Source organism: Pseudogracilibacillus sp. ICA-222130, from assembly GCF_037892545.1.
Classification (GTDB): domain Bacteria; phylum Bacillota; class Bacilli; order Bacillales; family Amphibacillaceae; genus Pseudogracilibacillus.
This window is the reverse complement of the sequence record NZ_JBBKBG010000008.1, coordinates 37,741-50,386: the sequence shown is the minus strand read 5'-3', so window position 1 is coordinate 50,386 and position 12,646 is coordinate 37,741. Positions and strand designations below refer to the sequence as shown.

11 protein-coding genes and 1 riboswitch are annotated in these 12,646 nt (G+C 34.1%); of the genes, 6 read left to right on the top strand and 5 right to left on the bottom strand.

Annotated features, from left to right (window positions below; genetic code table 11):
* Positions 1-144: 144 nt before the first annotated feature.
* Positions 145-1,338: an MFS transporter gene (locus tag WKT09_RS05605; RefSeq protein WP_340415083.1), complete on the top strand. Its 1,194-nt coding sequence runs from the start codon at positions 145-147 to the stop codon at positions 1,336-1,338.
* A 59-nt stretch (positions 1,339-1,397) separates the two neighbouring features.
* Here WKT09_RS05605 and WKT09_RS05600 read toward each other — a convergent pair whose 3' ends face one another.
* Both WKT09_RS05600 and WKT09_RS05595 read right to left on the bottom strand, forming a co-directional pair.
* Positions 1,398-3,134 (bottom strand): ABC transporter ATP-binding protein, encoded by a 1,737-nt coding sequence (locus tag WKT09_RS05600; RefSeq protein WP_340415082.1) that lies wholly within the window; start codon positions 3,132-3,134, stop codon positions 1,398-1,400.
* Between the two features lie 298 nt (positions 3,135-3,432).
* Entirely contained in the window at positions 3,433-4,659 is a 1,227-nt protein-coding gene (locus WKT09_RS05595) for a DUF418 domain-containing protein (protein ID WP_340415081.1), read from the bottom strand.
* Positions 4,660-4,983: 324 nt separating this feature from the next.
* Between WKT09_RS05595 and WKT09_RS05590 the strand changes: the two genes are divergently transcribed.
* The 5 genes from WKT09_RS05590 to WKT09_RS05570 all read left to right on the top strand — a co-directional run bounded on the left by WKT09_RS05590 (position 4,984) and on the right by WKT09_RS05570 (position 8,491).
* Positions 4,984-5,916, top strand: coding sequence for a prenyltransferase (locus WKT09_RS05590; protein ID WP_340415080.1), 933 nt, complete (start codon positions 4,984-4,986; stop codon positions 5,914-5,916).
* 109 nt (positions 5,917-6,025) lie between these two features.
* A riboswitch (guanidine-I (ykkC/yxkD leader) is annotated at positions 6,026-6,124 on the top strand.
* A 67-nt stretch (positions 6,125-6,191) separates the two neighbouring features.
* On the top strand, positions 6,192-6,533 hold the full coding sequence (locus tag WKT09_RS05585; protein WP_336268147.1) for a DMT family transporter: 342 nt from the start codon (positions 6,192-6,194) through the stop codon (positions 6,531-6,533).
* Complete coding sequence (locus WKT09_RS05580) at positions 6,533-6,847, top strand: DMT family transporter (RefSeq protein WP_336268146.1); 315 nt, start codon at positions 6,533-6,535, stop codon at positions 6,845-6,847. The genes WKT09_RS05585 and WKT09_RS05580 overlap by 1 nt, the downstream gene beginning before the upstream one ends.
* 348 nt (positions 6,848-7,195) lie before the next feature.
* A complete protein-coding gene (locus WKT09_RS05575; protein ID WP_340415079.1) occupies positions 7,196-8,158 on the top strand; it encodes an FUSC family protein in 963 nt (320 codons plus the stop codon).
* A 189-nt stretch (positions 8,159-8,347) separates the two neighbouring features.
* Positions 8,348-8,491 (top strand): hypothetical protein, encoded by a 144-nt coding sequence (locus WKT09_RS05570; protein WP_340415078.1) that lies wholly within the window; start codon positions 8,348-8,350, stop codon positions 8,489-8,491.
* Positions 8,492-8,558: 67 nt separating this feature from the next.
* Here WKT09_RS05570 and WKT09_RS05565 read toward each other — a convergent pair whose 3' ends face one another.
* The 3 genes from WKT09_RS05565 to WKT09_RS05555 form a co-directional block, all read right to left on the bottom strand.
* A complete protein-coding gene (locus WKT09_RS05565; RefSeq protein WP_340415077.1) occupies positions 8,559-10,439 on the bottom strand; it encodes an ABC-F family ATP-binding cassette domain-containing protein in 1,881 nt (626 codons plus the stop codon).
* Positions 10,440-10,604: 165 nt separating this feature from the next.
* Positions 10,605-11,663, bottom strand: coding sequence for an NAD(P)/FAD-dependent oxidoreductase (locus WKT09_RS05560; protein WP_340415114.1), 1,059 nt, complete (start codon positions 11,661-11,663; stop codon positions 10,605-10,607).
* 66 nt (positions 11,664-11,729) lie between these two features.
* Positions 11,730-12,635, bottom strand: a complete 906-nt coding sequence (locus WKT09_RS05555) for an ABC transporter substrate-binding protein (protein ID WP_340415113.1) — start codon at positions 12,633-12,635, stop codon at positions 11,730-11,732.
* Positions 12,636-12,646: the final 11 nt, after the last annotated feature.

The following is a 12,646-nucleotide window of genomic DNA, read 5'->3' as shown; positions in this document are numbered from 1 at the left end:
ACAAACTGCGCCATAACAATGTTTATGAGCAGATAACTTACGATTGCAAGATAGATCCGTTATACTATATATAGAAAATAAAAAAGAGAGAAGTGTTTATTTATCGTATATCAAGAGAATGTAGTACGTCGGAATGTCACAATAATGTGGTTTGCGAACTTTTTTATTGCGAGTAGTATGACGATGATTCTCCCGTTTATTTCGTTGTATATTGAGTCACTCGGAAATTTTACAGAAAGTTATGTGCAAACATGGTCCGGATTAATCTTTGGGGTAACATTCGTGACTGCATTTATTTTTTCACCTATATGGGGAAAAATTGGGGATAAATATGGTCGTAAAAATATTTTAATTATATCGGCAACTGGTTTAGGTTTATCTGTCTTATTAATGGGTTTTGCAACATCGATTTTTCAATTATTTATGTTACGTTTTTTCATGGGAATATTTACAGGTTTCATCCCAATGTCACAAGCGTTTATTTCGACACAAACACCGAAAAAAACAGCAGGAAAAATTTTAGGTACATTACAAACGGCGAGTGTAACGGGTACGCTAATGGGACCACTATTTGGTGGAGTCATTGCAGATAATATCGGTTACGGAGCAACGTTTCAATTAGTCTCCATATCAATCTTCTTATCTGCCTTTATCGTCAAATTTGGCATAAAGGAATTACAATTGAAAATCTCGGACGTCAAAGATAGACGTTCTTACTCCTCAAAAGAAGTGATACAACATATTATCGGACATCCAGTCTTGTTAATAGTGATGTTAACTTCTACATTAGTGCAAGTTGCACACTTTAGTATTCAACCTATTTTATCATTATATGTGATTGAAATTAACGGTCCAGAAAATATTGCATTTTATTCCGGTTTAACTTTCTCAGTCGCTGGTCTTGGTAGTTTATTTTTAGCGAGATATTGGGGAAAACTTGGGGATAAGTATGGACATACAAAAATATTAATAAGTTTATTATTACTTGCAGGAATCGCGTATTTCCCTGGGGCATTCGTAACAAATATATATCAATTAATTTTCTTACGATTCATTCTTGGGATTGCAATTGGTGGAATTGTTCCGACAAGAATCGCGTATATTCGCTTAGAAGCACCATTATCTATGCAAGGTGAAGTACTTGGATATAATACGAGCTTGCGCTTTTTAGGAAATATGATTGGACCTGCATTAGGTGGGTTACTTGCCGCTTCTTATGGGATGGCATCTATTTTCTTTGTCACAAGTTCTTTACTCATCATGTCAGGTATATTAATGTTGATAACATGGGTAAAACACGAAAGCGAAGATGGTAGTTTCGCATTTTTCAAACATTAAAATAAAAGAACATTTTAGTATAATTTTGTACTAAAATGTTCTTTTTTGTTTCAATTCATCTACATATCTAATTTTAATTGTTGTTTTGTAAATTCCTTATACAATACATGTGATTCCATTAATTCTTCATGTGTTCCAGCCCCAGTAATCACACCTTTATCTAAAAAAATAATATGATGAGCATCCATAATGGTTGATAAACGATGGGCAATAACAAATGTCGTGCGCCCTTTCATTAAATTATCTAACGCCTTTTGAACTTCAATTTCTGACTTAGAATCTAAACTTGATGTCGCCTCATCTAACATAAGTACTTGTGGATCACGTAGCAGTGCCCTAGCTATGCCAATTCGTTGTCTTTGTCCACCAGATAACTTAATACCTCTCTCCCCTACTTCTGTATCGATACCATTTGGTAATTCATTGACAAACTCTTTTGCATACGCCATTTGTAATGCTTCTTCTATTTTTTCTTTAGATGGAATTTCTTCAAGCCCGAAAGTAATATTTTCTAAAATAGTTCCTGCAATAATCGGGTTTTCCTGTGACACATAACCAATTTGCTTCCTCCATGTCGTTAAAGATAATGTACGAAGCGAATCCTCCCCTACATATATATCCCCTTCCGTTGGATCATAGAACCTTTCCAACAGTGAAAATAATGTTGTCTTTCCACTTCCACTCGGTCCCACAATTGCTGTCACTGTGCCAGGATGTGCAGTAAAGGATATATTTTGCAAAATTTCTTCCGTCGTTTCATAAGCAAAAGAAACATTTTTTATTGTAATCGGCTGGTTTATATGAAATTGTTCTTTTCCGTCGGTTAATGATTCAACCGGTTCTTCTAAAATCATCATAATTCGTTCTGTTGCACCTTTTGCTTTTTGTAACTCTGTAAAAAATCTTGAGAATTGTGCTAATGGCAACATAATTTGGAACATGTATAAAATGAATGCAACAAGCCCACCTGGTGTAATATCGCCTGTTGCGACTCGCATTCCTCCATAACCGATAATAACAACGAGTAAGGACATCATAACAAAGGAAACGAGTGGTGCAACTAATGCTTGTACTTTCCCTTCTTTTTTACCGAATTGAAATAAAACATCAATTTCTTTCCTTGCATTTACTCGCTCATTCTTTTCTGCATTGGATACTTTCACTAATCGAATATCCCCTAATATTTGACTAATATAAGCGGTAAATTGTGCTGTATGATGCTGTAATTCTCGAGATATCGTCCGCATTTTTCTGCCTAAAGGAATTAAAATAAAAACCATTAGCGGTACAGCAATAAATAAAACAAGCGTCATTTGCCAATCAATGAATAATAAAATAATGATTGCACCGACCATGGAAATCATCCCAGTGAAAAAACTGATTAAATGATCTGTAATAAGTCCTTTTAAAACAGCCGTATCATTAATCATTCTACTAACCATTTCGTTGGAACGAAATTTGTCATAAAACGCTACAGGAAGCACAATTAGTTTATCCCATAATCGGACCCTTAATTGTGCGACGATATGTTGACCGATGACACTTAATAAATACACGGACACACCACCTGCAACTGCTTGACCGACAAATGCCACAATCAATAGCAAAATTATTCGATAATCAATATTTGTAAACGATAATGTATCTACAAGTGTTTTCGTGACTAAAGGAATGACTAAACCAACTAATGTGTTGATAACACTTAAAAAAACTGCAACCGAAATCATCCAAATAGATGGTTTCGTATCTTTAATCAGTTGTATAAAATTATTCGATTTTTTCGTATCTGTTTTCAATGTATATACTCCATTTCTTTGTATATCGTTCCCACTATTTATTATCAACGAAATAAATTGAATTAGCTAGTTATTGAAACTTCGGGCACATTCTTGCAACTTTGACCCGGATTCTTGCAACTTTGGGGTATATTCTTGCAACTTCTAGGCACATTCTTGCAACCTCGGGCCATATTCTTGCAACTTTGGGGTATATTCTTGCAACTTTGAGTCATATTCTTGCAACTTTAGGGCGCATTCTTGCAAATCAAAGATTTACTTTTAACATGACTCATTATCATTCGATAAGAATAAATAATTATGATTTATTTATTCTTATCGATTGGAATTGACCATATGTGATGGAGCGCCAAATCCATTCTAATGGTCCGAAACGGAAATGTTGCAACCATAGGAAGCTGAAAAGGATTTGAAGTGGGAATACGAGGAAACTAATCACTATTCCTAACCATAAGTGTAATTCTCCAAACAGCCCCAATCCCGTAAAAATGCCGACCCCTATAAAGGTTTGCATTATATAATTTGTTAATGCCATTTTCCCGACATAATGTAATGGATGCAATATTCTTTTCCATTTTTCTTTTTCAAGTAATAAAAGAATTGTTGCTATATAAAAAAATGACAAGCTTAATCCACTAGCAAGTAATAATACTTCTAATATTTGATCGTTTAATACTCCTACATCTATTACATTTAAGTGTAAAATAATAATCCCTACACTTAATGGAATACTTACTAATAAACTAATCAACCATACACGTGTAATAAACTGCTTATGCGTGTGAAAATCAGTCAATATTCCTTTTTTCGCTATATATAAACCAATTAAAAAATAAAACAATGGGGTAATAATAGAAAATGGCATATTGATTAATACAGGAATTACTTCTTCTGTAAAACGATAAGACAACCACTCTGTATAACTGCCATTATTATAAATATCAATTGCTTCTGCTACCTTTGGTGCTCCTTCCATTTGCAAGTTAGTTATTTGTTGTTCCATTTCTTCCGTTGGGGCAAAAAAACTGAATGTAAGTAATCCAAAGAGCAAACATACAAAGGACAAAATCCAAATAAGGATTGTTTTTTCCTTTCTTTTATAAAAGAATATTAAAAAGAAACCTGCTAGTGCATACCGTAACAAGATGTCTCCATACCAGAAAAAGACAAGATGCAAAAAGCCGAATACACCCAACGCAATTAATCTCCGTGAGTATAGTCGATAATAAAATGTGCTTTTTTCTTCCGCTCGTTGCATAAAAATATAAAATCCTATTCCAAACAATATAGAAAAAATCGCAAAAAACTTCGTCTCCACAAACACATCTAACATCATTCTTGCAAATTGATCTATACCGCTTAATTCAGGTGAAATCATATACAACTCTTCCACTAATTTTGGTGTTTGAAATAGCGGCATATTTACTAATAAAATCCCAAACAATGCAAAGCCTCTTATAATATCTAAAGAAACAATTCGTTCATTTGAAGATATAGGAGATGATTCTGACAAATAATTTTTCAACATACTCCTCCCTTTTCACGTAAAATAGTGTGTAAATTTATTTTTATTTAGGTTTATCGAATGTAATACGATTCTGATAAAAGTCGATGTTTTATGAAGACTCAAATTTTCATCTTAATATTTATTTATTGTAACATACAAAGCTCCGATTCCATTTTTAAAATAGGGTGGCAGTAATTTTATTTCGACACAAACATTTCATTTGATTGAACTATCGTGTTGAAAAGTTTGTCATCAATATGATATCCCTCGTTATAAACGATGTGAATACTAGCCATACTATGGATACAAAGAAATTACTAAGTAATCGAAAGGATGATTAAAATGATTCCGACTCAACCAGCAATAAGTATGAAAGGAATTGCAATGTTATTAAGAATCATAGCAGTGGTGTTTTCTAGTGTCGCAGCAATTTTATCAACTGTCCTACCGCTCATATTTCATTATTCTGTATCAAATATGACTATTATAAGTGTTGCATTTATTTTATTAATGGGAACGTTATTAACACATGGGCTGTTGACACATACTTTTAATGATCTGACTGATTATCATTCTGGAACGGACGAGCATAGCCCCGGTGTTCTTTCAGGAGGGAGTCGTGTACTACAGACAAAAACAATGTCTGTACAATCGTTAACCAAATTAGGGATTACTGTTAGTATCTTTTTATTACTTATGACAGGTTTATTCATTTTTCTCGATTATTCTAAGTTTGCCATCCTTACATTAGTTGGAATATGGGGTGCTGTATCTTATTCATTAAAACCATTCCAATTAGCCTATTATCCTTTTATTGGAGAATGGTTTAGTTTATTCCCAACGATGTTATTATTAGGGGTTGCGGCACCTTGGATTTTACTTGACCACATACCACTATGGGCTTGGCAAAATGCTCTAGTCAACGCCATATGGTGTATGGCTTGGGTTATGGTCCATCATATTCCAGATCGTCATGCCGACCGAAAAGCACAACCTGTCAAACGTACATCTGTCGTATGGTCGGAAGATATCTTCGGTAGCCAAGCTGCTAAAGCACCTGCTATTTTATATTTCATGTTCATCGGGATTTTAGCCGTTTGGATAGCATTTACAAGACCGTTAGCTGGAATCGGAGTAGGAATTCTTTTCATTTATAGTGTATATCTGACAATAAAGATGAACATAGATGATGTAGATGACATAACAAAAACCGAAAAGCTATTTCTCTTCTTTGCCTTCATTATTGCTATATGGCTCGGTATTTTTGTTTCATAAAAATTTATAATGCTAAATGGAATATTCCAATATTCTTTCCATTAAGTAGTTTCATCCATGATTATATGTGCTATAATATAATGAATTCATCTTACACATAATTTCATATGTAAAAGTTTTCTAGGGTTCCGCAAATGATTGTTTGGCCTGGACCGAGAGAAAACTCATAGCAATCGCTATGTCACGGAAGGATAAAAGCCTGGGAGATAACTGTTTATTCAGTTACTCCTAGGCTTTTTTTATTTACCAAAAATGATTGAATGGAGGAATGACTGTTGGATACGAATTGGATTAAATTAATAATTGCTGCATTTTTAGAAGTTTTATGGGTCATTGGTTTAGCACATGCTTTTAATGTTTGGACTTGGATTGTGACGATTACTTTAATTATTGTTAGCAATTATTTGATGATTCAGGTAGCACAAGTACTTCCGGCAGGAACAGTATACACTGTTTTCGTAGGATTAGGTGCTAGTGGAACTGTCATCGCAGAAATTATATTTTTTGGGGAAGCTTTCAAATGGATGAAGATCTTCCTCATTTTCACATTGTTAGTAGGCGTTATCGGCATAAAACTAATTACAGATAATGAAACATCAACTGGAGGTGATCATTAATGGCTTGGTTCACTTTATTGATAGCTGGGCTTTTAGAAACTTTTGCCGTCACAATGATTAATCAATACTCTATGAGGCGAAATTGGCGAACACTTTTTTTCATCATTTTTGGATTAGGTTTCGCTCTCGGTCTTCTTAGTTATTCACTGCAAACAATCCCAATGGGAACTGGTTATGCCATTTGGACAGGTATTAGTGTTATTGGTAGTTCTTTCATTGGCATGTTCTTTTACGGCGAGTCAAAAAATTGGAAAAGATTATTATGTATCACGCTTATACTCGGCTCTGCGATTGGTTTAAAATTAATTGCATAAAAAATAGGACGATCATATACAAACGTCAATATGGTAATTCCTTCCGCTCGTTTCTAAGTTTCATGGGCATATTATCCCCTTATAAACATGTGTCCATGAAACAAAACAAATCTACTTACTCATGATAGATATATGTATGTATGTTTGCTTTGCTATAATATAGCAATAGATACGCTTCTGTCGTAAATTTATTTCGAAAAAGTGGAAATTTATTTTTACATAATAAGTTATATCCCTTGAAAGTTATTATGACCATCTAATATGGAAATTCTATGTTCGATAAAGAATTCGACTTCATACTTTATGTTACTATTATAATAGATACAGACAAAAAGGTGGGAATGAGTAGTGCGTTTACCTGGACATCGCATCGTAAAAACCGCTGTCGCAGTATGTGTGACTGCATTTATATGTATTTGGCTTCATTGGCCACCCGTGTTTGCCGTTATAACAGCAATCGTTACGTTAGAGCCAACCGTTAAAGATTCCATTCAAAAAGGTATCATCCGTTTCCCCGCTTCTGCGATAGGGTCTTTTTATGCCGTACTTTTTATATCGTTTTTTGGAAACACGGCGATTACGTACACACTAGCAGCAACTTTAACTATAATTACTTGTTATCGTTTAAATTTGCATGCTGGATTACTCGTTGCAACCATAACTTCTGTTGCAATGATTGAAGTAATTCACGACAATTATATGATGGCATTTTTCATTCGATTAGGCACAACCTCTATTGGTCTAATTGTCTCAACTCTTGTAAATATGTTCATTTTTCCACCAAACTATCAAAAAATTATTGAACAAAATTTACAACAAATATACAAATCGATTGGACATGCATTACAAGCATATGAACATAAAACAATGATGAACGAAAAAATCTCTTCGATTAAAAACTTAATAGATAAAACGAAACAATTTATTTTATATGAAGTAAATGAAGCAAATTATCGACCTTTTATAGAAAAAAGTGATGTGGAACAAAAACACTTCTTAGAAACATTGGTACATATCGAATTAATTCACTATCATTTACACAATATCGCCGGAATCTCGCTGGAACATACCGCTTTTTCATCTGAACAAAAAAGACTCGTACAAACCGATATGAATGAATTAGCAATTTACTTTTTAGAAGAAACATCTATAGACAAAATTACACAAATGGAAGAACTACATCAATTAATGAATAGTTTTTGGCGAAGTGACCATGAACAAGAAACATTTAGTTCATCTTTATTACCAAATGAATTAATTATTTTATATGAAACTATTTCCATTTATACTTTATTAAAGGAAAATGCGTAAGTAGAGACGTTTATATAAGCAACTGGAGGAAAGAAGTCACGATGAGTCGTATGTACGCATTTATAAGTCTTTGCTTTTTATTTTGTTTACACAGTCATAAGAAGAAACATTAGAATATACGGTCGTCCATTATAATATTCTTGGTGATGCTGGGCAACCTATTCATCAGAACAAGTAATACCTGCTTTATTGCAAGCAGAACTAGACTCTATTGCCTTATTAAATATAAATCAACCAACAGATGAAACAGCTGAAGGCGTAAATGAAGCGATACTTATTTTACGTGAACAAAGATTTGAATTTTTCTTATTTGAAAATAAACAAGTACAATAAAAAAACATCTCCCATTATATAGAGATGTTTTTTCATCTATACGTCTAGATAAAACGTATAATATTGTCTATTCTTCTAATGCTTCAACAAGCAAGGATAGTTCTTCCCAACGTTCCATTTTTTCTTCCACTTCTCGCTCTTTTGCTTGTTGGGCTTCATATAGTTGTTGCACTTTTTCAATGTCATTCCCAGCTTCATTAATCGCCGTTTCAATAGCTTCGGCTTCGGCTTCAAGTGCCGCAATTTCATCTTCAATACTTTCCCATTCTTTTTGTTCCAGATAGGATAGTTTTTTCTTTTTTGGGGTTGGAGCTTTCTCTTTCTGTTCCTTCTGTTGCTGTTTCATTTCGCGTGTTTCTTCGATCGTTTTCTCCATATAATCTGTGTAATTTCCATACACAATATCGATTGCGCCTTTTCCATCTACAACCAATAGCATATCAGCAATTCTATCTAGAAAATAACGGTCATGGGATACCGTCATCACGACACCTGGGAACTGTTCGATATATTCTTCTAAAATGGTTAATGTTTGAATATCTAAATCATTTGTTGGCTCATCGAGAAGTAACACATTCGGTTCAGCCATTAAAATCTTTAATAAATAGAGTCTTCTTCGCTCTCCACCGGATAAGCTTTTTATATAGCCCCATTGTTGGTAACGAGAAAAAAGAAATCGTTCTAACATTTGCTCAGCCGTAATTTGAATCCCATCAACGGTCGTAATGACCTCTGCTACTTCTTTTATATATTCAATAATTCGCATATTAGGGTCAAGCTCTTCTTCTCCTTGTTTGTAATAACCGATTTTAACTGTTTCACCGATTGTTACCGTACCACTATCAACCTTTAATCGTCCGGCAATCACATCTAATAACGTAGATTTCCCAGCACCATTCGGACCAATAATACCGATTCTACTATCCGGTGTAACGATAAAAGAAAAGCTTTCCCATAAGGTTCTTTCATTTATTTTTTTCGAAGCATTTTCCAGTTCGATTACTTTTGATCCTAATTTAGATGCACCAACTTGGATTTCAATCTGTTCGTCACTCTTATGAAATGTACGCTCTTGCATTTGTTGAATTCGTTCAATACGTGCACGTTGTTTCGTCGAACGAGCACGGGCACCGCGTTTTAACCATTCCATTTCATTTCTCAGACGATTTTTATGTTTTTGCTCTGCAATCCGTTCTTCTTCTTGTCGAATCATTTTCTTTTCAACGAAGGTCTCATAATTCCCTTCATACGTGTACAATTGACCATGATCTAATTCATAAATATAATTCGTCACACGATTTAAAAAATAACGATCATGTGTCACAATTAGTAATGCTCCTCGATAATTCGCTAAAAATTGCTCTAACCATTGGATTGTTACATTATCTAAATGGTTTGTTGGTTCATCTAATATAAGCAAATCTGCCGGCTCAATTAAAGCTTTTGCTAGTGCGACTCGCTTTTTCTGTCCTCCTGATAAATGTTGCACATTTTTATTATAAAAAGTAATTCCTAACTTTGATAAAACTGTTTGAACGACTGTTTGCGCATCCCAAGCATTTTCTGCATCCATTTTTTCTTGTAAACGTAACAGCTGTTGTTGGATATTTTCATCTTGAGGATTCTGTTCTAAGGAGAGACTAATTTGTTCATATGATCGAATTAGTCGCATCATCGGAACATCACTTTGAAAAATATAATCGATTACTGTCTTCTCCTCTTCCATTCGTTCTTCTTGTGGTAAATAAGCGACAGTAAAATCTTTTGCATGAATAAGTTCTCCATTATCCGCTGTTTCTTGACCAGCAATTATTTTTAATAAAGTCGATTTTCCCGTTCCATTTGGTCCAATTAAACCGATACGGTCATTTTCACGAATGATTGTATGTAGATTGGAAAAAAGTAATTTTTCTCCATGTGATTTACTAATGTTTTCTAATCTTAACATTCGGATCCATCCTTTTAGTTATATACTTCCATTATACGGGAGTCCTGTAAATTTCGGAAACATATACTGTTAAGATTATTTTTACTCATTCAAATACCCTTTTTGCGTACTTTATCGGTTGTCTTTTCACCAAATATAGATTATATCAGTTGTGAGGAGTTACGCTTATTCTGCTAGTTTGTGTAAATGCTTGATTATTTCACGATTTTTTTCTTTAAATCGCTCATTATGTGAAGAAACCATCGCTTGTTCGTTTGCATGTGGCGTTATATATTGTTTTGCTTTATTAATTGCATTTGCTGCATCTTGAAATGCCCCAGCAATAAGATGTAACTTCCCACTATGATGTAATATATCACCAACAGCATATAATCCTTCAATAGATGTTTCACTCATCGATGACCCTTCAACCCCATATTCATTTGCCATGTCGATTTGTAATGGACTATTTTGAATAAGATGATGATCCATTTTAAAACCATGGTTGATGACGACCTCATCAACTGAAAGAAGCGTTGTTTGACCATTTTCATTATTTATTAATTCTACTTTTTCAATTGTTTCCTTATCTTTTGCTGCAATTAACTGTTGAATAGATGTATTTAATAGACATTCAACATTACTATCGGATAATTTTGACACTTCCGCTTCATGTCCTTTTAATAAGTCTTTACGATAAATTAAATAAACTTTTTTCGCTATCGGTTCTAATTCATTGGCCCAATCGACAGCAGAATTTCCACCGCCTGAAATAAGCACCACCTTATCTTTAAAACGAGCTAATGATGGTACGGTATATTGTAAATTTGATACCTCAAAACGTTCTGCGCCTACAATATCTAATTTTGTCGGGGTTAAAATGCCACTACCAATTGCTAACACAACTGTTTTTGAATAATGTGTATGACCAGATACCGTATTAATCACAAAATGATTTGCCTCATTTTTATCTAATGACGTCACTTTTTCACCTAATAACACTGTTGGATCAAATGTTAATCCTTGTTGGACAACATGATCAATAAATTCATTCCCAGTTATTGGTGGTATGCCGCCTATATCCCATATCAACTTCTCTGGATATACATGTACCTTCCCACCCAAGTTCGGTTGATACTCAATTATCTTTGTTTTCATTTCCCTTAAACCACTATAAAAAGCAGCAAAAAGTCCTGCTGGTCCACCACCAATAATCGTCACATCATATAATTGTTCCGCATCCATTTTCTTTGCCCCTTTATCCATCCACATTTTTAATCCATTTCAATAAATCACGAACATGTACGACATTTATTCTATAGCTTGATTACTTTCAAGTATCATCTCTACAAACAAATCGATTTGTTCATACACTGCAATTGGGTCGTATCTATAAAACGTATCAAAATCGTTGTAAAAAATCCGTTCGTTTTTCGTAGCATCCAACCCTTGCCAAATGGATGAAGCTTTTAATTCTTCTAATGCTTCTCCTTTATTTTCAGGGTCATAAGTTGTTAAAAACATATAATCAGCCGCATATTCCGGCAATACTTCCATAGATAACTGAAGGGTTTGGTCGTTGTTCTCATTTTTATGGGGCATTTCCAGTTGTAATGCATTGTATAATGCTTGTCCTCCTCGTCCAGCATTATCTCCAAAAATCCATATATCCCCTTTATCTGTTAATTCGTAAATTCCAAATGTATCATTTTCATTGATGACATCTTTTAATTTTTCCCGTCCTTCTTCTGCCTTAGCCGCAAATTTACTTAAAAACGCCTTCCCTTCCTCTTCGTTTCCAGTTAAATCGGCAAATAATTGTACCGTTTCTTCTATATTCGTTGTTGTACCATATGGAATATAAACGGTTGGAGCAATTTCTGATAGTTGCTCGTAATGATCATCATACATCACAACAATTAAATCTGGTTGAAGCGATAATACTTTTTCAATATTAATCGGTTCCCCGATATCCTCCGTTTCTTCTAATTTATCCTGAATAAAAGGATGATCAAAAGCAGTCGGTTCGACCCCTACCACATTTGCTCCGACAGTAAGCAACTCTCCACCATAAAAATCTGTCACTATCCGCTTCGGTTTATTTGGTATCTCAATTTCTCCATTTACCGTCTCAAACATTCTCGTTTCTTCTGTTGTATTATCTAGTTTATCTGTATCCTCCATCGTTGAACTACATGCAGAAAGTATGATAAACATCGCAAATATAA

What these genes read in the sequence shown, in the direction of transcription:
- WKT09_RS05580 (WP_336268146.1), top strand. Translation starts at nt 6,533, where the DNA reads ATGGCTTGGTTCACTTTATTGATAGCTGGGCTTTTAGAAACTTTTGCC.
- WKT09_RS05555 (WP_340415113.1), bottom strand. Translation starts at nt 12,635, where the DNA reads ATGTTTATCATACTTTCTGCATGTAGTTCAACGATGGAGGATACAGAT.
- WKT09_RS05590 (WP_340415080.1), top strand. Translation starts at nt 4,984, where the DNA reads ATGATTCCGACTCAACCAGCAATAAGTATGAAAGGAATTGCAATGTTA.
- WKT09_RS05605 (WP_340415083.1), top strand. Translation starts at nt 145, where the DNA reads ATGTGGTTTGCGAACTTTTTTATTGCGAGTAGTATGACGATGATTCTC.
- WKT09_RS05565 (WP_340415077.1), bottom strand. Translation starts at nt 10,439, where the DNA reads ATGTTAAGATTAGAAAACATTAGTAAATCACATGGAGAAAAATTACTT.
- WKT09_RS05560 (WP_340415114.1), bottom strand. Translation starts at nt 11,663, where the DNA reads ATGGATGCGGAACAATTATATGATGTGACGATTATTGGTGGTGGACCA.